This window comes from Natrinema sp. SYSU A 869 (assembly GCF_019879105.1).
Taxonomy (GTDB): domain Archaea; phylum Halobacteriota; class Halobacteria; order Halobacteriales; family Natrialbaceae; genus Natrinema.
The window spans coordinates 3,302,380-3,323,428 of sequence record NZ_CP082249.1 but is presented as its reverse complement, the minus strand read 5'-3'; the positions used below and the strand labels follow the sequence as shown (position 1 = coordinate 3,323,428).

Below are 21,049 nucleotides of genomic sequence, written 5' to 3'. Positions count from 1 at the left end.
ATGCTGAAATTCTGATGTTTTCTGTAGTAAACGGGACGGAAGACGAGGCTCCAGCCAGTACTAACTCTCATATTCCGATAGGTTCCGACCGTTGTGCGCTGTCGGCCAGCCGTTGAGATAGGTATCGTCACGACCCACAGCGCGGCTCTCCTCGTCACAGTTTCGGTATCTCTCGTCTTTTTCAGGCCGAACCAGAAACTTGCTATAGCATATATTGATTTATCGGGGATGATCGTTCTCGAGCAGCGCCGTCGAAAACGTCAGCGTTACGGCGGGCGGACGGTCAGTTCGCGTATGGACGTTCCGTGCGTTCGCGTCGCGCCAGAAAGCGGAGAAGCCACGCGCACGGCGCTCGCCGACGCGGACCTGATCGACGACGACTACGAAATCGCCGTCGAGGACGGCTGGCTCTACATTCCGGTCATCGACCCCGATGTCGTTCGGGACATACTCGAGGACGGCGACATCGTCTCGCGTACGGTTGCCGAGCGCGAGAGTCAGACGACGCCGGCCGATCTCCTCGCGTTCGATCCGACCTACGAGCGCCTCGGCAAGGCCGCGCTCATCGACGAAGACGATCCCGAACGCGCGCGGGCGATCGCCGATGCCATTCTCGAGTCGGATCTCCCCGTGGAGACGGTGCTGAACAAGGCCTCGAAGGTCAAAGGCGAGACGCGAGTCCGTGATTGGGAGTTGCTCGCTGGCGAAAACACCGAAGTCGTCCACCGCGAGTACGGCTGTGAGTTCCTACTGGACCTGGCAGAGGTCTACTTCTCGCCGCGGCTCGCGACCGAACGACACCGCGTGGCCGAGCAAGTCGATGCGGGCGAGCATGCCTTCGATATGTTCGCCGGCGTCGGTCCGTTCGTGATCCCGTTCGCGAAACGCGGCGCGGAGTGTGTTGGGGTCGATATCAACGCGGACGCGATCGACTACCTCCGCGAGAACGCGCGCCGGAACGGCGTCGAAGATCGGGTGACCGCAATCAACGACGATGTCCGCGAGGTCGCCGCCGAGTACGATGGCTGGGCCGATCGGATCATGATGAACCTCCCTCACAGCGCCGACGAGTTCCTCGAGTCGGCCGTGACCCTGGCGGGCGAGGACTGTACGATCCACTATTACGACATTCAACACGAGGACGACCCCTTCGGGCCGGGCGAACATGCGATCCGCGCGGCCGCGGAACCGGAGTACGAGGTCACCGTCGAAACCCGCCATACCGTTCGGTCGTACGCCCCACACGAGCTGAACGTCTGTCTCGACGTCCGACTCGAGCGATAACGGGACTGTAGTTCCCGAGCATCCGGACACGTAACTTCCTCACACGACCGGATCGATTCGCAACCCTTATGCACGATATCGATCGTACAAATGAATGCGCGCCGGTGTAGCTCAGACTGGCAGAGCGAATCCTTCGTAAGGATTAGGTCGAGGGTTCAAATCCCTCCACCGGCTTTTCTCGAATGAGGAGGGTATCGTTCGAGAGTGGAGATCTCGTTTTCGGTGGGCTTGCTGTGTAATCGGTTGTAATCATAGCAGATAGCCGTGAGCGACTTGATCGGATCGATGTCGAAGCTTCTCCGATTCATGAAGTGAAGCCGCTTTTCAGACCATCTAACCGGCAGTTTCGGCACAGCAGAGCATTCACAGCCAGATTCGTAGGAGGTGCAGCGATGTTCGTCCGTCCCGATAATAAACTGAATATGACGATATCAAACATCGCGGGACAGGCCTATTGATGAATCACAATCGATTGCGGAAATCCGGCGGTAAGCAGGTATCGTAGCCGGTGTGGACCTTGAGGACGGCCGACCAACGTCGAAATCAACGATAGCATGGGCTGGAGGCGGTGAGCGTCACAGAAAAGGGGATACGACGGCAGGACGTGAATGTCTGGTGAAGGTGATGATGTGACTTCCTGCCGTACTCTCACGTATACACTCGAACGGTATAGTAGCCTCTCCAAACAGATTTGGCCCGTCGATGGAGACAGTCTCCGGAGGAGTAGTGCCAGCTATTGTGGTGTTCGAACCAATCCTCTGACGAGTAGGGAGGTGACGGTGACCGTCAGACGAACGCGGAGCACGCGAGGATGACCGCGAGGACGAGCACGGGATAGTCGGCCCGCGAGAAGGCCAGTGGCGAGAGGGTGGGGTTCCAGGCGAAACATCTCGCTTGCAGTGCGAGCGAGAGTCGATCGGCGCGGTCGAAGGCCCGCGTCAGTCCGAGTATGCCGATCGTGCTGGCGCGGTCGACCACTCCGCGTTCGGTTCCCAGTCTGGCTGCCATCGCCTCGCGGATCGTTCGGAGGTCACCCCGAAGTACGGGGAGGAACCGGAAGACGAGCCCGACGCCGATGCCGAGTATTTGCCCCGGTTTCCCGGGAATCGTTCGCTGAATCGCCGCTCGAGAGTCTCGAACCGGGGTCGAGCGAACGTAGGCCGCACTGACGAGCAGGATCAGCAGGACCCGGTAGCTCGCCAGCGCCGATGTCATCGCGGCCGATCGATCGAACCAGGGCGCACCGAACGTCACCCCCGAGAGCACCGGTGCGAGCGCGAGGATGAACAGCGCGAACCGGTAGGCCGCGAGCGCTCGGCCGAGCGGGACGTGCGCCGAGACCAGCGCGATTGCCGTCACCGCTGAGAGGACGAGCAACGCTCGCGGCGTTGGATGCGCCAGGGCAGTGGCGGCGAACCCGATCTGCACTGCCAGCTTCGTCCGGGGGTCGAGCCGGTGTGCAAACGTATCGTCGGGATCGTAGGTTACCATCTGTTCTCGCTCACCTGTCGTGCCGATAGTTCGGTTCGCCCGCTTCGATCGTCCATGGAATGCGCCGTCATCGGTCCGGAACGCGGACCTCGAGGCCCGCCAGCTCCCCGAGCGCGTCTTCGGGTGATCCGTCAACGGCGACGCGGCCGTCGTGCATGGCGATCACGCGATCGGCGAGCCCGCAGACGTCTCTGAGGTCGTGCGTCGCGAGCAAGACGCCGGTGCCGTCGGCCGCCAGCGATTCGAGTCGCTCGAGGACCGACCGGCGGGCCGGTTCGTCGAGCCCGGTAAAGGGTTCGTCGAGGACGAGGTGGGTCGGTTCCATAGCGAGCGCGCCCGCGATCGCCACGCGGGACTGTTCGCCGCCCGAGAGGGCGTCAATTCGGTTGTCGTCTCGGTCGGTCATGTTCACCGCCTCGAGTGCGGCCGCGACGCGGCGATCGATCTCTTCGCGCTCGAGGCCGAGGTTTTCGGGGCCGAAGGCGACGTCTGCACCCACGGTCGCGGCGACGAACTGGTCACGTGGGTGCTGGAAGACCATCCCGACGCTCGAGCGGGCGGCGATCAGGTTGTCTTCGACGGGCGTGCCGTTGACGCGAACCGCGCCGGAATCGGGGGTTAGCAGGCCGTTGCAGTGGCGCAACAGCGTCGTCTTCCCGCTGCCGTTGGCCCCCGCCAGCAGGACGAACTCGCCGTCGTCGATCGACAGCGACACGTCCTTGAGGACGGGGATATCGTCGAACGCGTAGGAGACCGACTGAAACTCGATCATCATATCGTCACGAGCGAACCGGCGTGATCCGGCCGGATCTGACGATGGCGATCGCTGCGGCGATCTTGAGTAATTCACCGGGAATGAACGGGAGCGCACCGGCCGTGACGGCCTCCCAAGCCCCCATCCCGAGGAGCCAAGCCATGTAGGCCGTCCCCATGCCGTAGATGACGATCGTCGCCATGACGAGTGTGCCGGCGAGAATCGGGAATCGAACGCTCTGCAGGTCGCGAAGCGTCGTTCCACGGTGGACGATGAATCCGATCAGCGCCGCGGCGATCGGATACGACCACAGGTAGCCGGCCGTCTGCCCAATCAGGATTCCGAGTCCGCTGTTCAGGCCGGCGAAGACCGGAGCGCCGGCGGCACCCGACGTGAGGTACAGTAGGACCGAGATCGCCCCCCAGACCGGCCCCAGAATGAGTCCGGCGAGGAAGACAAACAACACCTGCAGCGTGATCGGAGCCGGCGAGAGAGGGATCGGGATTGACACCAGTACTGACGCCCCCATCAGCGCTGCGAGCATCGCTGCCCGAGCGAACTGCCGGATGACGGCGTCGTCGACTGGATCGACCGAGTTCCGTTCCGTTGCCATACGCTCGCTCTCTCGTAAACCCGGATCAAGACTTCGGTTTCCGAGCCTATCGGAGAGCGGATTGACAGGTCTTCTCGAGCCAATTTCGTGGCGGACGGCGACTCGAGACTGGGACGAAACAGTGGGCTTCCACACAGCGACGGTGACAGTTGCCATCACTGTTCGATTACCGGAAGTTCGAGTAAGCAGCCGTCACTCGGCCGTTCGTGCTTGCTGCACGCTCGAGCGGAGCGGGTAATAACGTATTGTCTCGTCTCGCTAACCGGAACGACCGGCGGTCTTATGCGTTCGTTCCGCCCCGTGGTGGAAAAATGCGAACCGGTAGTACGAGGGCTGGCGATCGGGGGAATTACGTCGCGAAAGTGGGTGTCAGACGAGCCGACGACGGAGCGAAATTCCGGTATCGGAGCGGACGCCGTATCCATGATCACGCGAGTCGCGGGCGGAACGGCGGGATCGAGACGACGGAGACGAGCGACGCGACAGGAGGGTCCGTTCGATGAGACGAACGCAAACCACCATCGCCGTTGTTCTGGTTGTGGCCGCGATGGTCGGCAGCGTCGTCGCGTTGCCGGTACTCGGAGGCGGCCTCGAGCGGGTCGCGCCTGACGACGATCCCGACGCGACCGCCGAATCGCCGACCGGAGACCAGAGACGGGCAGTGGTTCAGAACGAGAGCGGGCAGGCGAGCGCACGGTCGGCGACCGGCTTCGAGTTCGAGCCGGTGACGATGGAACCGTCCGCAACCGACGGAGACCCGACTGCCGCGGACGGCGGAGCGAACGCGCAGGCATCGGTCCAGCAGGAGCACGAGGACGCTGTCGAGTCGGGCATCAGCGAGGGGATCGCACTCGTCCAGTCCCAGGGCGTCGAGGTGACTCAGGAACAGCGAGCGGCGGCGCTCGAGGGCGCTCGAGGGGCAGTTTCCCAGTATCAGACCGTCGAGGCTGAGCAGGTTCAGGCGGCGACGAAGGGCGCGGTCCACGGCGCGCTGATTCAGGAACAGTCGGTGAACGCGACCCAGATTCAGTACGCGGTCGGCGGCGCAACTGCCGGCGGGCTCTCCCAGTCCCAGTCGGTGAACGCCACCCAGTTACAGAGCGCAACCTGGGGTGCAGCACACGGTGCGGTCGCCCAGAGCCAGCGTGTGAGCGTCGAGCAGATTCAGGTCGCGACTAGCGGTGCGGCCGCGGGTGCCGCGAGTGAGGCGGGCGCGAAAGACGTTGGCGAAGTGTCGAAGATTCAGGAAGCCGCACAGGGAGCGGCCTACGGCGTGCTGACGCAGTACCAGTCGATATCGGCCGAGCAGCGCCAGCGAGTGACGCTCGAGCACGTCCAGCACGCGGCGGTCGGCGGGGCTGCCGGCTCGCTCGAGGGGAGTACGCGAGCTGCGCTCACACAGGAACAACGCGTCGATGCCGAGCAGCGCCAGCAGGTAACAATCAAGCAGATACAGAAGGCCGCTGCCGGGGCGGCGAAAGGTGCGCTCGTCCAGAAACAGGCGGTTTCGGTCGAGCAGACGCAGGCGGCGGCCCGCGGTGCGAGTCGGGGGTCGCTGAAACAGGTGCAATCCACACGTCTCGAGCAGCGCCAACGCGCCTCGATCACGCAAGTTCAGGAGTCGTCGTTCGGTGCGGCGAAGGGGGCGATTTCCCAGAGCCAAGCGGCGACCGTCGAACAGATTCAGGCGGCCGCTGACGGGAGCGCGGGCGGCGTGCTCGTCCAGCGACAGGAGGTGTCGGTCACGCAGATTCAGTCGGCCGCGACCGGTGCCGCGGAGGGTGCGGTGACCAGCGCGATCCAGCGGCAAGAGGTTTCGGTCGAGCAGGTACAGGCCGCCGCGTTCGGTGCCGGCCAGGGATCGGTGACCCAGACACAGGTCGTCGACGTGACGCAGGTCCAGCAGCTCGCACGTGGCGGTGCGAGCGGCGCGCTCGTCCAGTCACAGGAGGCGTCGGTCACGCAGATCCAGACCGCGGCGCGAAGTGCCTGCGAGGAGACGGCGCAGGTCGTCCAGTCCCAGCAGATCAGCATTACGCAACTCCAGACGCTGACTCAGGAGACTGCAGCCGACGCCGTCGCGTACGCGATCCAAGAGGATACCGACGACGTGACGGTGATCTCCCAGCACGTCGAGGTCGAAGTCGTCCAGCGCATCGAGACGATCGATCGGATCGAGGGGACGGCCTCGATCGACTTCCCCGATCAGGAGTCCGAGGGTGAGCAGGTCAGGATCGAAGACGTCTCGCTCTCTGAAGGCGGCTTCGTGGCGATCTACGAGGGCGTCGCCGTCGACGCCGATCCAGACGATATCGTCGGCGTCTCGAGCGAGCTCGAGGCCGGCGAGCACGAGAACGTCACGGTCGAACTCGACGAGCCACTCGCGGAAAGCGACGTGCTCGTGGCGGTCGTCCACCACGATACGAACGACGACGGGACGTTCCAGTACGCCGAGTCCGACGGCGAAGAAGACGTGCCGTACGTCACCGAGGGCGGCGCACCGGTGCTCGACGGCGCGTTCGTGACGGTCGCTGACGAACTCGACGAACCGAATGTGATGCTGTCGGTCAACGACCAGACGGGCGATGGTGAAACCCTCGAGGTCGCGGCGGCAAACGCATCTGTCCCCTACACCGTGACCGCGTCGTACGACGGCGAAACCATCGAGAGCGACACGTTCGCGGCCGGCGAGGAGGTCACGAATCTCACGCTCGACCTCGAGCCGCCGATCGCGGAGAACACGTCCGTCGATGTCTCGATCGTTGGCGAGGACGGAGCAGCGCTCGCGAACGAATCCGTTGAGTACACCATTGCGGACGAGCCGGACGAGCAACCCGATGCGACGCTGTCCGTGGACGACCAGACGGGCAACGGGTCTACGCTGACGATCGACGAGGCGAGTGCGACCGTCGACTACGCGCTCGCCGTCACCGATGAGAACGGCACCCGACTTGCAGAGACCGAGTCATTCGAGGCGAACGAAACGGTCACGAACGAGACCGTCGACTTGGAGCCGCCCCTCGAGGAGAACGCGACGCTCGACGTAGCAGTCCTCGGGACGGACGACGACGAACCGCTCACGAACGAGACGATCGAGTATACCATCGCGGACGAGCCCGACGAGCCGAACGCGACGCTGTCGGTCGACGATCAAGAAGGCGACGGCGAGACCCTCGATATCGGCGCAGCGAGCGCGTCCGTGCCATACGTCATTACAGCGGAGTACGACGGCCAACGGGTCGACAGCGATTCCTTCGAGGCCAACGAGACGGTCGCGGAGCAAACCCTCGAACTGGAGCCGCCACTTGAGGCGAACACGACTGTCAACGTCTCGGTTCGCGCCGCGACGGACGACGCAGTGCTGGCGAACGACTCCATCGAGTACGCGGTCGTAGAACCCGATCCGACAGAGCCGACGGCGAACCTCTCGGTGACCGATCAGACGGGTGACGGCGAGACGCTCACCCTCACCGCGGCCAACGCGTCAGTCGAGTACGCGATCACCGTCACCGACGAGAACGGGACGCAACTCGCCGAGAGCGACACGTTCGCTGCCAACGAAACGATCGGCCCGACCGAGTTCGACCTGGAGCCGCCCCTCGAGGAGAACGCGACGCTCGAGGTCGCGGTCGTCGCGGCAGCGGATGGGACGCCCATCGAGTCGGATTCCGTCGAGTACACGGTCGACGGCGAACTCCCGGAGTTCGATGTCGAGTTCACGAGTTGCTCGCGTGCGGTGGTCACCGCGTCGCTCGAGGAGGGCGATCAGGTCGCGGCGAGCACGGGATTCTATGATTCCGCCGGCTTCGGGAATACGATCATCGAGGACGCAGTCACTGCCGGTGACGAGATCGAGGCACCGTTTACTGGTACGATCGTCTTCGAGGTCGGCGACGAACGCGACGTAACGACCGATGACGACGAGGTGATCGTCGAGGTTCCCGACTACGGCACCTTCGGAACCTACATCTCCGGTATCAGTTCGCCGGAAGCGGTGCCCTTTGCGTCGATCGACTACGCGAATCCCTCGGCGAGGGAGTGCGACGAGGAGGCTCGACCGGAACTCCCGGCGCTTTCGGTCGAAGAGACGACGCCCACCGAGGACGGGAACGCCATCGACGTGACTTTCGGTTACGAGAACCCGAACAACGCGACGATCGCCGGGAACAGCCAGTTCGTCGAGGGGACCGCGACCGACGACCCGCCGTCCGAACTGGAGCCTGGCGAGGGAACGTTCACCATCGAGTGGACGCCCGAGAGCGACGACGAACGACTCGTCTGGGCGATCGACTTCGCGAACTACGGGTACGACGACCCCGTGACCGCGGCGACGCCGCCCGCCGGCGAGATCGAGCCCTCCGATCCTGCTGAATTCGGCGTCTCGATCACGAACCTCACCAGTCCGGTCGAGCGGGGTGACCAACTCGAGATCGAGGCCGAAGTCCAGAACGTCGGCGGCGAAGCGGGCACGCAGAACGTCACGCTCGCGATCGGCGATGCCACGATCGACTCGGAGTCCGTCACCCTCGAGTCCGACGAAAGCCAGACCGTCTCGTTTACCGCCGAGACGGACGACCTCGAGCCCGGCGAGTACCCCCTCGAGGTATCGACCGAGAATGAGACCGCCGAGACGACGGTGATAGTCGAGGAGAGCGGCGAGCCCGCGACATTCGGCGTCTCGATCGTAGAGACCAACAGCCCGGTCGAACAGGGCGATCCCATCACGGTCGAGGCCGAACTCGAGAACGTCGGCGACGAAGCGGGGACGCAAGACATCGAAATCGCCGTCGGCGGTATCGCCAGTGACCCGTTGTCGGTTACGCTCGAGCCCGGTGAGACCCAGACGGGCACGCTGACCTACCCCACGTCGAATCTCGAGCCCGGCGAGTACCCTCTCGAGGTATCGACTGACAACGAGACCGCCGAGACGACAGTGACAGTCGAGGAGAGCGGTGAGCCAGCCGCGTTCGCCGTGGTCGACGTTTCCGCGCCCGCCAGCGGAGACCCCGGCGAAGAAGTGACGGTAGCGGCGACGGTCGAGAACCAGGGTGATCTCGAGGGAACGCAGACGGTGACCTACAGCGTTGACGACCAACCCGTCGCCGAGTCGACCGTGACGCTCGCGGGCGGGCAAACGGCCGAGATTCCGTTCTCGTCGGCGTTGCCGGAGGGAACGTCGACGCATACGATCACGACCGACGACGATCAGGTGTCGGTGACGATCGAGGCGGCCACAGCGGGATCCGGGGGAGCGAACGGTGATGCGGGACCGGACGGTGGATCGGAGACCCCACCTGAGGACCCTGGTCCTCCTGATGATGCGGGGCCGCCTGACGATGCAGGACCACCTGACGATGCGGGACCGCCTGACGACGCGGGACCGCCCGATGATGCGGGACCGCCTGACGATGCAGAACCGGATGACGACCCAGATACCGAACCGGTCGAGACGCTGGGCGACCCAGCTGCGGGAGCCATAGAGGAAACTGCTGGAAGCGAAGAAGCCGCCGACTAAGCGGTGCACGACGCCTCGCTTCTGTCATCACTCTCGCGTGGAATCGCTCGCTTTCTCGGTAACGTTGGATGCGAAAAAGACAGTGCGGAGACTGCGCTGATCAGTGCGTCGCGGTCGTCAGTGCTGGTGACCGGTCGCCTCGCCGAACGTGACGCCGAACCGCTCCTCGAAGAGATCCATCACGCGGGCCTCCTGGGCCTCGAGTTCCGCGCCGGCGTCCTCGTCGTGGTGGACGATGTGGTGGGCGCGGCTGGCGAAGGAAAGCAGCATGACGTCACCGATGGTTTCAGCGTCACTCTGGTCGCCCTCGGCAACGAGGTCGACGAGACCGGACGGGATCGTGATTTCGTCGGTCGCGCCGTCTTCGGAACTGATCGAGAACGTCGTTGTCTGGACTTCGTCGCTCATATGCCTACGGTCGGGAACCGTCCGTAAAGATGCTGTGGCTTGCACCCGGGACGCGATCGAGGCCGAAACGCGTCGGGCCGCGACTCGCCCTGGTCTTTTTGCGTCTCGGCGTCGGAACTCCGAATATGCCATCCGTCGAACTTGAGGAGGAGACGATCGACCGACTGGATGCACTGCGCGTCGACGACGAGTCCGACGACGAGCTCATCAACGAGCTCATCAATATCTACGAAACCAGCGAGTACACGCTCTTTCACGCTGGCGACTGACGGCGAGGCCGATGCGTCGTGCTCGATATTCGGCAGTGCGACAGGCGACGGGTATCACTGGCTGTCGGTAGCCTGCCGCCGAATCGTTTCCCACTTCCCCTTCGACTCGAGGTGTGACTGGAGTTCCTCGGCGTACTCCTGCGTGAGTTGTTCGGCCGCCTCCCGTTGTTTGTCCTCCGAGGAACCGCTGTTGCCCCCGATACCGAGTGCCCCATGATCGAGTCGAAGACGCCGCCGCTCGAGGAACTTGAACCCCTGTCGGCTCCGCCACCCCCACCGGCCATCGCGCCCATCCCGGACTGGACGTTGTCGAGTTCGGGGATGATCCCGTCGATTTTGTCCGTATTGGCGACGAGCTGCGCCCGATCCGGGTCGTCGGGGTGTTCGATCTCGAACTCCGTGGCGGTCATGATTAGGCTCCACTGCTGGTTGGAAAACTGTGACGCCTCGATCTGCGTCGAGAACTCCTGATCGACGGCCATTCGCTCGCCGACGATCCGGTCCGTCCACGGATTGTCACTCATGGCCCCCGGTTGGACCGGCGGCTGTATCAGCGTTTCCCCTCTTGCCGCGTTCCACGGCGCACTCGACGGTGAGGACTCCGAATCGGTGTCTACGAAAGCTATCATCTCGGTTGACGCTCTCTCGTGTCAGGATAACGTTATATAGTCCTGTGTTGTATGATATCGTGTACCAATGTACGACTGTATCCTCGTCCCGACCGACGGCTCACGTGAGGTCGAACACGCACTCGAGTACGCTTTCGACCTCGCTCGCACGCACGACGCGACGATCCGCTCTCTCTACGTCGTCAACGCGGTCGGCTACGGCGGGTTACCCATGGAGACGGCACTCGAGGGTGTCAGCGACGCGCTTCGCAACGAGGGCCGGGCGGCGGTCAGTCGGGTTGAGGAGCTCGCACCGGCGGACGTCTCCGTCGAAACGGCGGTACTCGAGGGTGCACCGAGTCAGGTCATCGTCGAGGAGGCCGACCCCGCCGAGTGTGATCTGGTCGTGATGGGGACCCACGGCCGCGGCGGGATCGATCGACTGTTGCTCGGCAGCGTCACGGAACGCGTCGTCCGACGGGCATCGGTACCGGTGCTGACGATTCAGGTCGATCCCGACGACGTCGACGACCGCTCCGAAGAGCCGCGACTCACCGCTGAATAACCGAATCGCTTCGGATCGTTCACTGGCCGGTATTCAGAGACGAGTAACGGTTGACCCGTTGCGTTTTCCGTGTAATTCGTAGCAAAAACCGTCTTCCTGAACCGACGTGCCAGAGTGGCCTGCATCGGTTTCGACCAGCACGATACGGGAGTCGACCGGAGTGTCGATGCGGACTCGTCGCCTCACAGCGCTTCGGGGAGGAACGGTGTCACGTCGTCGTGGACGAACTCGACGTAGTCATTGTTTAACCGCCTACAGAACAATCGGAGTTCGCCGTCCGACTGGATACTCTCGAGTTTTGACTGGCCGGAACCAGGGTCGTAGTACGCGGGAACAAGTACGGACGTCTCGCACCATCGTCGCCACGACCTTCGGAACGAACCCGACGAAGACGGGACCGAGCATCGAGTTCTGGTTCGGGACCGACGGACAGGCTCGCGACATCTTTCCGCGCGTGCTGTACGGCGCGTGGTACGCGCTGAAGTTCGGGACCGCGACCGTCCTCGCGTCCACGGTCCTCGGCATCACCGCCGGCATCGTCGCGGCGTACTACGGCGACCTCACGGACAATGTCATCATGCGGACGATGGACGTGCTCCTGTCGTTCCCGTCGCTACTGCTGGCGCTCGCACTCGTCACCATCTTCCCCGAGTCGCTGGGGCTGTGGCGGGCGGTCATCGCGCTCACGCTCGTGTACACGCCGCGGTTCGCCCGCGTCGTCCGCGGGGCAGCGCTGAAAGTCCTCGAGGACGAGTACATCGAGGCGACCCGTGCGCTCGGTGCGACCGATCCACGGCTGTTGATCCGCCATGTCCTTCCGAACTGCCTGGCACCCATCACCGTTCAGTCGACGCTGAACTATGGGCTGGCCATCATCGACATCGCTGCGCTGTCGTTCCTCGGGTTCGGCGCGAGCCCCGGCGACCCGTCGTGGGGGATGATGCTCGCCGAGGGCGTCGACAAGGGCCTGTTCTCGGACGCGTGGTGGTGGTCGTTCTTCCCCGGCCTGTTCCTCGCACTCACGGTGCTCGGGTTCAACCTCCTCGGTGACGGGATGCGAGACGCCCTCGACCCCCGCATGCGAGATGCCGTCGACTGATTCCAGCGTCCCCGTCTCGAGGGCCCACGTCGAGCGTACCCGCCGACTCGTAGTCGCCGCCACTCGCTGGGTGGCCGTCGGTGCCGTGCTCGGGGCGGTCATCTCGCTGGGGCTGCTGGTGGTCTGGACGCCGCGAGCCGCGACCGATACGGCGTTCGCGCTCGGCGCGCTCGTCCTCGGGTTCGGTGTCACCGCGTGGTCGACGGCGGTCGGTCTCGGGCGAACCATCGAGGGGATGCAAGACCACCTCGACGTGAGCTCCGGGTGGACGGAAGCCAGTGCTCGCGAAGCGTTTTTCGTCGTGTCGTGGACGGGCGCGGGCTGGGTCATCGCCGCGGCCAGCAGCTCGATCCTTCTCGGCGTCTGAGGGCGGAGCGCTCCACACCGTCGAAAGACAGTACCGCTCAGACGGGGCGGAGGTGCTCACAGTCGCCGGCCGACACCGTTACTCGCCCGTCATCGGTCTCGACCACGAGCGCACCTGATTCCGTGACGTCGATCGCCTCGCCGACGATCTCGCCCGCGGGACGATCGACCCGTACGCGCTGGCCGATCGTCAGCGCCAGATCACGCCATGCCGGCACGACCGCCTCGAGATCATTCCGATAGTGATCGAACTCCTCGAGCAGGCGCTGGACGAAGCGCCGACGGTCGACGTCGCCGGCCTCATCGCGGATGCTGGTAGCACCTTCTGGGAGTCCGTTGGCGTCGAGGTTCGCGTTGACGCCGATACCAGCAACGAGCCAGTCCACCCGATCCGTCTGGCCCTCCATCTCCGTGAGAATCCCCGCGAGCTTCCGGTAGTCGCCATCCTCGCCAACCGGGACGACCACGTCGTTGGGCCACTTGATTCGAGCGTCGACGCCCGCCTCACGGACGACATTCGCCGTCGCGACCGACGCCGCGAGCGTGTACAGCGGTGCCTGCGCGGGCGTGATCGCCGGCCGCGTCACGATGCTCACCCAGACGCCGCCCGCGGGCGCGGACCACTCGCGCTCGAGGCGACCCCGACCGCCCGTCTGTTCGTCTGCGAGAACGATAACGTCTGTTGCGCCCTCGCCCGCCAGTTCGCGCGCTCGATCGTTCGTGCTCCCCACGGAGTCGTGGTACTCGACCGAGAACGGAGCCTCGAGTTCGAACTCGACCGCCGGGGCGTTGTATGCATCGACGGCGGCGAGTTCGTAGCCGGTCGCCCCGCTCTCGATCTCGAAGTCGGCCTCGCGCAGGCCTTCGATGTGCTTCCAGACGGCCGCCCGCGAGACCTCGAGGGACTCAGCCAGCTCCGGTCCCGACACCGGCCCGTCCGCGAGCGCCGCGAGGATCGCTCGTCGCGTTTCGTTCATGACTCCGCACGGGGGCCGCTCGCACTTCAATCGGCTGGATCACCGCCCGTTGCAATCATCACACTGGTGGCTCGTGCGATGCCCACTCGAGGTACCATGTAGACATCTCGATGATCTCGGACTGCTGCATTTCGATGATGTCCGTCTGGATCTCGCTCGTCTCTCTTGGATCTCGGTGACCCGGGCGTCGCGGCCGAAACGTCGTTTCGAACTGAACAGGAATACCGTATCAAGGCCCACAACGAAACCCGAAGAAAACAAACGTAGCGCTTGCCATGGAAGGGGAAACGGACCAGTGCTACGAACGAGACAATAACACATGGAAAGCGGAGACCGTCGGGCGAAAAACACTGTGGAAGTCGAGTTTCACGTTTGCAATTCGGCGTACCCGTTCGTCGACGCATCGCAGGCTGCGAACTGTCGACTCGAGCTCGAGGTGATCTTTCCGCATTCGGACGACGGGTTCGTCGAGTACTTTACCCTCGACGGTGCGCCACCAGAGCGGATCCTAGACACGATCCAACGGACCGACGGCGTTGACGCGGAACTCGTCGCACGACACGACAATGGCGGTCGATTGCAGTTCCACATCCGCGACCGCTGTGTGGCGATTACCGTCGTCGATTTCGGGGCGATTCCGCGAGTCGTCGAGGCGGATGACGGTGCCGGCCGCGTCGTCGCGGAAGTGTCCTCACGGGACGAGGCCGTCGAACTCGTCGATCGCTTCGAACGGGACCACCCGACGGTGACCGTCGATGACTATCGCGATCGGGAGCAAACGACATCGCTCTTTACGCATCATGATTTCAAACAGACCGTTATCGATGCGCTCACCGACAGGCAGCGAGAAGTGTTTCTGACGGCCTATATGAACGGCTACTACGACTGGCCGCGGAAACACGAGGCCGCAGAACTCGCCGACGAACTGGATATCACGCCAGCGACCTTCTCACAGCATCTCCGGGCCGTCGAAGGAAAAATATTCAGTATCCTCCTCGACACCAACGACGAGTGCGTCTTCGTTGAGTGAACTCGAAAGGTTCGGGCTCGATTAGCCCCGAATCTCGCGCAGCTTCTCACGGCCCGGCGCGATCAGTTCGTCGAGGGAGGCCGCGAGCGTTCCCTTCGCGTCGGCGGGGTGGAGCTCGCCCGACTCGAGGTCCTCGGCCAGTTCCTCGTAGTCCGTGTAAGTCAGGTCGCCGCCGTACTTCTCGGGGCGTTCGACGACGATTTCGTCGAAGCGCGGGAAGACGTGGTACTCGAAGAGTTCGAGGACGGGGTTTTCGAGGTCGTCCTCGGGATCCCGCGTTGGCGGACAAAAGGCGGAGTTGACCTTCTCCTCGAGCTCTTCGGTCGAGTCCTCCATCGAGATGGTGATGCCCTGGCTCGAGGACATCTTCCCCTTCCCGTCGGTGAGATTGGCGACGATGGGGGTGTGGATCGCTGGCCGGACCTCGTAGTCGAGTTCGGGCAGCTTCTCGCGGGCGAGCATGTGGACCTTCCGCTGATCGAGGCCGCCGACCGCCAGATCGAGGTCGAGGTACTCGATGTCCAGCGTCTGCATCAGCGGGTAGACTAAGTGGCTCACCTTCGCCGTCTCGTCGCCCTGAATCTCGGCCATCGCGCGCTGGGCGCGGTTCATCGTCGTCTCGCGCTCGAGGTGGTGGAGATCGAGAGTGTAGTCGTCCTCGAGCTGGAACTCCGAGCCGTAGACGAACTCCGCCTGCTCCTCGTCAAGGCCGTAGGCGAGGAACTGGGCCTTCATCTGTTCGGCGGTCTCCCGGATCTCCTCGAAGGAGCCCTTCTCGTTGAGGTAGGCGTGGACGTCCGCCAGCAGGACGACGACCTCCATGCCTGCGTCCTGCAGGTCGATGAGCTTGTTCGCGGTCAGGAGATGGCCCAAGTGGAGCACGCCGGAGGGCTCGTAGCCGACGTAGGCCCGCTTGCCCTCGGGGTCCTCTACGAGGTCGCGGACTTCCTCGTCGGTGACGACCTCCTCGGCATTTCGCGTGAGTAACTCGTAGGCGTCCATGTGTGGCAGGAACCGGAGGAGGAATTTATACTTCCTGAAAGGCGCTCGTCCGAGTCGAACGCCCGATTTAGAACGGCTTCAGGACCGACTCGACCCGATCGCGCGCCGTGCCGGCGAGGTAGCCCGTCGCCGCGCCGACGCCAGCCCCGACGGCACCGCCAGCCGGGCCCGCCACGCCGCCGACCTTCCCGCCGAGTTTCGCTCCCTCGGCCGCGCCGCGGGAGGCGTGTTCCGATCGTAGACATGGTGGTTCGAGCGATGGCATCGGCCGTCAGTTCGGACTAATGACATATAAGCATTGGTCTCGCAATGCCTCGAAGCGAATTCGTATCCCCGCTCGTACTACCCGAGCAACGACCCGAGCCTCGAACGAGGTGGAACGAGTGCGCTGAAACCCAATCCCACTCCCTCTCCGTCGGGTGTCTCGAGAAACGGTGTGATCGTTCGGTGACGCTATCCCGACAGTTCGCGGAACGTCGTCATCCCGTCCTGCTGGACGTGGACCCGGTATCCATGATAGGAGAATACGAGGTTCGCATCGACATGGGTTGGCGGCGGGGAACCGAAGAGGTCGGAGATGAGGCTATCGACGGAGCGATAGAGCGGTGAGAGCTCCGTCGGCTCCCTGTCGTCAAGCTCGGCGATGATTTCGACGAGTTGAATCGTCGTATCACCCTCCTCAGTGTTCAGCTGCCGCCGCAGCACGACGGTTTCGTCCGCCGAATCGCTCGGTTCACTCATCGCTATCGGAGCTGTCGGTGTGCAGGTGCCTAACAGTTGCACCGGCCATTGCGTGGCCCATATTGATCGCGCTGGCTGTACATGGCAGACGCTCTCTCACGAATTCCGTACCGTCGGTTGCCAACGAGCAGTTACATATCGTGATACCACATCGAGGAGACGGTGGCGGCGATCAAATCGAAACTCCTGTTCGTCGACCCGGCCGACAGGCCCCAGATCATCGAACGCGATAGCGCTCGCAATTCCGTCTCGCCGTCGAGTACGTGGAAGCGCCGAACGTAATCCAGTGCGACCGATTAGAGGTCGCCCGAGCGGATCCGCTCTTCGGCCGCCTCGAGCGCCCGCTCCCGGTCGAAGGTCTCGATAATCGCCCGCAGCTCGTCTTCGTTGGCATCCGCCAGATCCCGCGCGTGCTCGGTGATGGTCGGCACGGCGCGGATAATGTTGTCGACGATCGGCACGTCGGCCACCTGCGGCGAGCGCGACAGCGGGTTGAGGTCGATCACGATCTCGGTCTTGCCCATCTCGTCGAGCGCCTCGGCGCGGTCGCCGTCCTCGAGGGGCACGAGCACCACGTCGGCCTCGTAGATGCCGTCGGCGTCGACCTTCGAACGCTCATGGTCGAGGTTCGGAATGTGCGCGTCGGCCTCGAGTCCCTTGACCTCGTTCGCACCGTGTTCTCGGAGGTGGTCGGCGATAGCCTGAATCCGCTCGGGCGTTCGATTGAAGAGGTTGACCTCGAGGGCGGCGTCGACAGTGTCGGCGAGATCGGCCATTTCGCCGGGGACCAGCGCCGCGACGTTGCCGTTGATCGAGAGCACGGGGTGATCGGCGAGCAGGAGGTGTGCCGCGGCGGCCCGTTCCGCGTCGTCGGCGCTCGGAATCGTCTCCTCGCCCAGCAGGTAGTCGAACGCGCTGCCCCGTCCCTCGGCGTGCATCCCCTGGAGGTGCGTGATCCCCTTCTCGACGCCCCGCTCGATTCGGTGGCGAGTGAGCAGGTCCTGGTATCTCGGGTGGTCCTCTGGAATCTCCTCCTCGTGCTCAACGTCGGCGGAGACGCTGTCATAGTCGCTCACGAGCGGGGACTCGGGCCGATCAATAAAAAGTCGACTGATTAGGGCGCTATTCTGTGAAGGTGATCCAGCCGTCGGGTGCCTGCGCCTTCACGTCGTTCATCGCCTCGCGGGCATCCGTGCGGTTCGCGTAGGTCTGCGTGCTCTCCGCCATCGTCGTGCCGTACTCGTCGATCAGCTGCCAGACCCAGCCGTCCTCTGCGGTGTGTAGCTCGAACGAGACGCTGTCAATCTCGAGGATGCTCGCCGATTCGATGAGATCACGGACGTCCGCGAGTGCTGCGCGCGCGGCCTCGGTCGTGTCGTACGTTTCGGAGCCGGTCGCAACGGTCTGACCGCCTTCGTCGATGAGCCGCCAGCGCCAGTGATCGTCCTCATCGGCGACGAGTTCGAAGGAGGCGACGTCGAAGTCGACGCGTCCGGCCATCGGTGCGAGCCGGCGGACGTCGTCGATCACGTCGAGCAGGTCGGCCTTGCTCGTGGCAGCACCGACCCCGTTGGCGATCACCTCGCGATCGCGGTCGACGAGTTCCCAGGACCAGCCGTCCGACCCGTCGACGCGGATGGCAGCCTCGTCGATCGCAAAGATCGGTGCGTCGGTCGCATGTAACTGAATCTCCTCAACGCCGGCCATCGCTGCCTTGCGGTCGTCGTAGGAGACGTTCGAGTCGGCGATCTCCTCTCGATCACGATCGAGCAGCCGGAAGTGCCACTCGCCGTTGCCATACAGTTGCACGGATACGTCGCCGATCGCGGAGCGACGGGCCGAAGCAGCAGCGTCGCGCACGCCCTCGAGACTGTCGATCAGTTCGTCACGGGTCGGGTAGCCCTCGTCATCGACGGCGACCGTCTCGCCGGAGGGCATGACGAACCGCCAGTGCCAGTCCTCGGTCGCGTACGGCTGGAAGACGGCACGGTCCATCGTCCGCACGTCAGCGTCGAGATACTCGAGCAGGCGGTTCATCGCCTGGCGCGCCGCACCGCGGGTCGGATGGGTCGCCGGGTCCTCGGCGACGAGTTTGCCGGCCTCGTCGATCAGCCGCCAGCCCCACTCGTCGTCCTCGTCGACGAACAGCTCGAACGCGGCGGTTTCGATCTCGAGCAACTCGGCGTCGGGTGCCTGCTCTTTGAGCGTCATCATCGCCTCGGCGGCCTCCCGACGGGAGGTGTGTTCCTCGCCGCTGTCAGCGAGGACGTTGCCGTCCTCGTCGATGAGCCGCCAGCGCCATTCGCCGGAGTCGGCCTCGTAGACCTGAAAGGCGGCGTTCTCGAACTCGATGAGGTCGGCCTCGCTGGCCTGCTGGCGAACCCGCTCGATCGCCGTCGTCGCTGCCGCGGCGTCGGCGTGGGGTTCCGTGCTCGCGGCGACGACCTCGCGGTCGTCGGTGACGAGCCGCCAGTGCCACGGACCGGTGTCGTCCGCCGTCGCGTCGTCCGTCGTGGTCCCGCCGTCCGCGGCCGGCTCGGGTTCCTCGAGCGGCGTCGGGAGAGTGTCGTCCTCGTCGGCCGGTGCGCCGTCGGATTCCACAGCACTCGCAGTCTCCGGCGCGGGATAGACCTCGTATTCCGCATCGTCGATCTCGACGACGTCCGAATTGAGTGCGTCGTCACGGAACCGGTCGGTCCACTCCTCGACCCCGTCCTGTCCGGCAGCCCCCTCAGGGCTCCGCGCGACGACGTGCTCATTTTCGTCGACGAGCCGGTAGCGCCATTCCTCGCCCGACTCGTAGAGTTCGTAGGTCGGTTCGCCGGCCATGGTGATCGACGCCGACTCGAGTGCCGGGAGCAAGGCGTCGGCGGCCTTCTCGGCGTCGCGCCGGGAGTCGAACTCGACGACACTAGTGGCGATGACGTCGTCGTCAGCGTCGACGAACCGCCAAGTCCAGCCATCGACCCGCTCGCAGAGTTCGACGCCGACGTGTTCGATGTCGAGCAGTCGCGCCCGGTCGAATCGGTCGGTGAACGTTCGAGCGGCCTCCTCGGCGCGTTCTTGGGACGGATGGCCGGTGTCACCCGAAGCCATCGGCGTGTGATTCTCGTCGACTAACTGCCAGTGCCACTGATCGCGTTTCTCGGCGTAGGTGAACGCGGCTCCCTCGATCTCGATGACGTCGGCATCCGGGCCGCGGTCTTTCAGAAAACTCACCGACTCCTCGGCACCGTCGCGCCGGTCGAACTCGCCGGCACAGGTGCCAACAATGGAGCCGTCGTCGCGGGCCAGCGTCCACTGCCAGGTGCCGTCTCGATCCTCGTAGAGCCGGAACGCCGACGTTGTCAGTTCCATCAGCCCCGCAGAGCTGATCTGGGACTTGACGCGCTCGATACCCTCGGTCGCGTCCGGTCGCGTCACGGCGGTTTCCGTACTTTGGGCCAGCGCCTCGAGGTGGAGGACGTGCCACGTCCAGTCGCCGTTCTCGTCACGGAAGACGGCGAACTGGGCGCTCTCCATCGCGTCGCCAGTGAGGATCGGCGGCTCTTCGGTCGCGCCTTCCTCCTCGACGAACATGCCTTTCTGTCCCGTGAGCACGGGAACGAGGGCGGTCACGCCTGCGATGATCCCGATTCCGAGCGTATAGACTGAAATGACCTGAACGCTGTAGTCGACACCGAGGTTGCGCCAGTTGTTCGGATACGCCCACCCAAAAAAGCCGACGCCGGCGAGCGCGACGAGCAGTCCGACGACGCTCGCCTGAATCCCTCGCCGTCGTACCGGTAACATGAGGACGATACCGAACAGACAGAAGGTCAGTCCGGTCGCTGCGGTAACCCCGGAAATTCTGATCAGTGTGTACGGATTCCCCTCGCCTGCGTATCCGATGACGAACGTCGCGACACCGGCAGCCCCGACAATATAGCCGAAGATAAACAGCCAGTAGCCGTAGACATCCTTGCTGGAATCTGGTTCGCCGACGTAATGTTCGTACAGCTGAAATAAGTGCTGGTGAACGTCAGTGCGTGAAGTCATGGAAATGTGATCAGATAACACGAACGGACTGTAATAAAACTCTAGATAAGTATTCGAAATCAAGCACACATAGATGTCGTAATTTCTACGCTATCGAGTTAGAATAGAGGGTCGGCCAGGGGAGAGATATTGTCTCGAGAGGGAAAGAACCGTCTGTCAGGCGATTATGCGAACTTTGCTGACGAGGCGACACCGGTACCGGGCAGTCACGGCAGTGAACCTATAAAAACAGTATCGAATACCGCCATATCGTATCGCTTCCCTGTGGTTTGCCGGTAAGAGTCAGCCA

At 63.9% G+C, this 21,049-nt stretch carries 16 protein-coding genes, 1 tRNA gene and 2 pseudogenes; 8 read left to right on the top strand and 11 right to left on the bottom strand.

Going from position 1 to position 21,049, the window contains the following annotated elements; all coding sequences use genetic code 11:
- Positions 1-294: 294 nt before the first annotated feature.
- Both K6I40_RS24685 and K6I40_RS24680 read left to right on the top strand, forming a co-directional pair.
- Entirely contained in the window at positions 295-1,284 is a 990-nt protein-coding gene (locus K6I40_RS24685; protein WP_222917796.1) for a class I SAM-dependent methyltransferase family protein, read from the top strand.
- 100 nt (positions 1,285-1,384) lie between these two features.
- Positions 1,385-1,458, top strand: a tRNA-Thr gene (locus K6I40_RS24680).
- 612 nt (positions 1,459-2,070) lie between these two features.
- Here the strand turns inward: K6I40_RS24680 and K6I40_RS24675 are convergent.
- The 3 genes from K6I40_RS24675 to K6I40_RS24665 form a co-directional block, all read right to left on the bottom strand.
- Complete coding sequence (locus K6I40_RS24675) at positions 2,071-2,775, bottom strand: energy-coupling factor transporter transmembrane component T (RefSeq protein WP_222917794.1); 705 nt, start codon at positions 2,773-2,775, stop codon at positions 2,071-2,073.
- Between the two features lie 67 nt (positions 2,776-2,842).
- Positions 2,843-3,547: an ABC transporter ATP-binding protein gene (locus K6I40_RS24670; protein WP_222920452.1), complete on the bottom strand. Its 705-nt coding sequence runs from the start codon at positions 3,545-3,547 to the stop codon at positions 2,843-2,845.
- Between the two features lie 7 nt (positions 3,548-3,554).
- Complete coding sequence (locus tag K6I40_RS24665) at positions 3,555-4,142, bottom strand: biotin transporter BioY (protein WP_222917792.1); 588 nt, start codon at positions 4,140-4,142, stop codon at positions 3,555-3,557.
- 499 nt (positions 4,143-4,641) lie between these two features.
- Between K6I40_RS24665 and K6I40_RS24660 the strand changes: the two genes are divergently transcribed.
- Complete coding sequence (locus K6I40_RS24660; protein WP_222917790.1) at positions 4,642-9,657, top strand: CARDB domain-containing protein; 5,016 nt, start codon at positions 4,642-4,644, stop codon at positions 9,655-9,657.
- Between the two features lie 117 nt (positions 9,658-9,774).
- On the opposite strand, the gene K6I40_RS24655 is transcribed toward K6I40_RS24660, so the two are convergent.
- Positions 9,775-10,065, bottom strand: coding sequence for a hypothetical protein (locus K6I40_RS24655; protein WP_222917788.1), 291 nt, complete (start codon positions 10,063-10,065; stop codon positions 9,775-9,777).
- Positions 10,066-10,190: 125 nt separating this feature from the next.
- Here K6I40_RS24655 and K6I40_RS24650 point away from each other — a divergent pair, with 125 nt between their 5' ends.
- Positions 10,191-10,334 (top strand): hypothetical protein, encoded by a 144-nt coding sequence (locus K6I40_RS24650; RefSeq protein WP_222917786.1) that lies wholly within the window; start codon positions 10,191-10,193, stop codon positions 10,332-10,334.
- 54 nt (positions 10,335-10,388) lie between these two features.
- Here the strand turns inward: K6I40_RS24650 and K6I40_RS24645 are convergent.
- Positions 10,389-10,858 (bottom strand): annotated as a pseudogene (locus K6I40_RS24645) (DUF5799 family protein).
- 172 nt (positions 10,859-11,030) lie between these two features.
- On the opposite strand from K6I40_RS24645, the gene K6I40_RS24640 reads away from it, so the two are divergent.
- From K6I40_RS24640 to K6I40_RS24630, 3 genes and pseudogenes are all read left to right on the top strand, one after another.
- A complete protein-coding gene (locus K6I40_RS24640; protein ID WP_222917784.1) occupies positions 11,031-11,507 on the top strand; it encodes a universal stress protein in 477 nt (158 codons plus the stop codon).
- 373 nt (positions 11,508-11,880) lie between these two features.
- Positions 11,881-12,606 (top strand): annotated as a pseudogene (locus K6I40_RS24635) (ABC transporter permease); the annotation flags it as partial.
- On the top strand, positions 12,593-12,973 hold the full coding sequence (locus K6I40_RS24630) for a hypothetical protein (RefSeq protein ID WP_222917782.1): 381 nt from the start codon (positions 12,593-12,595) through the stop codon (positions 12,971-12,973). The pseudogene K6I40_RS24635 and the gene K6I40_RS24630, both read left to right, overlap by 14 nt.
- Before the next feature lie 37 nt (positions 12,974-13,010).
- Here the strand turns inward: K6I40_RS24630 and K6I40_RS24625 are convergent, their stop codons facing one another.
- Positions 13,011-13,949 carry a biotin--[acetyl-CoA-carboxylase] ligase gene (locus K6I40_RS24625; RefSeq protein ID WP_222917780.1) on the bottom strand — a complete coding sequence of 313 codons (939 nt, stop codon included), beginning with the start codon at positions 13,947-13,949 and terminating at the stop codon, positions 13,011-13,013.
- Between the two features lie 319 nt (positions 13,950-14,268).
- Here K6I40_RS24625 and K6I40_RS24620 point away from each other — a divergent pair, with 319 nt between their 5' ends.
- Positions 14,269-14,979, top strand: a complete 711-nt coding sequence (locus K6I40_RS24620; protein ID WP_255681853.1) for a bacterio-opsin activator domain-containing protein — start codon at positions 14,269-14,271, stop codon at positions 14,977-14,979.
- A 21-nt stretch (positions 14,980-15,000) separates the two neighbouring features.
- Here K6I40_RS24620 and K6I40_RS24615 read toward each other — a convergent pair whose 3' ends face one another.
- The 5 genes from K6I40_RS24615 to K6I40_RS24595 form a co-directional block, all read right to left on the bottom strand.
- The gene (locus tag K6I40_RS24615) at positions 15,001-15,981 is read right to left on the bottom strand and encodes a tyrosine--tRNA ligase (protein WP_222917778.1); all 981 of its coding nucleotides are present in this window, start codon (positions 15,979-15,981) and stop codon (positions 15,001-15,003) included.
- A gap of 67 nt (positions 15,982-16,048) precedes the next feature.
- Positions 16,049-16,246, bottom strand: a complete 198-nt coding sequence (locus K6I40_RS24610) for a hypothetical protein (protein WP_222917776.1) — start codon at positions 16,244-16,246, stop codon at positions 16,049-16,051.
- A gap of 188 nt (positions 16,247-16,434) precedes the next feature.
- A complete protein-coding gene (locus K6I40_RS24605) occupies positions 16,435-16,722 on the bottom strand; it encodes a HalOD1 output domain-containing protein (protein ID WP_222917774.1) in 288 nt (95 codons plus the stop codon).
- A gap of 296 nt (positions 16,723-17,018) precedes the next feature.
- Entirely contained in the window at positions 17,019-17,798 is a 780-nt protein-coding gene (locus K6I40_RS24600) for a 4-phosphopantoate--beta-alanine ligase (RefSeq protein ID WP_222917772.1), read from the bottom strand.
- A gap of 46 nt (positions 17,799-17,844) precedes the next feature.
- A complete protein-coding gene (locus tag K6I40_RS24595) occupies positions 17,845-20,760 on the bottom strand; it encodes a DUF1508 domain-containing protein (RefSeq protein ID WP_222917770.1) in 2,916 nt (971 codons plus the stop codon).
- Positions 20,761-21,049 lie beyond the last annotated feature (289 nt).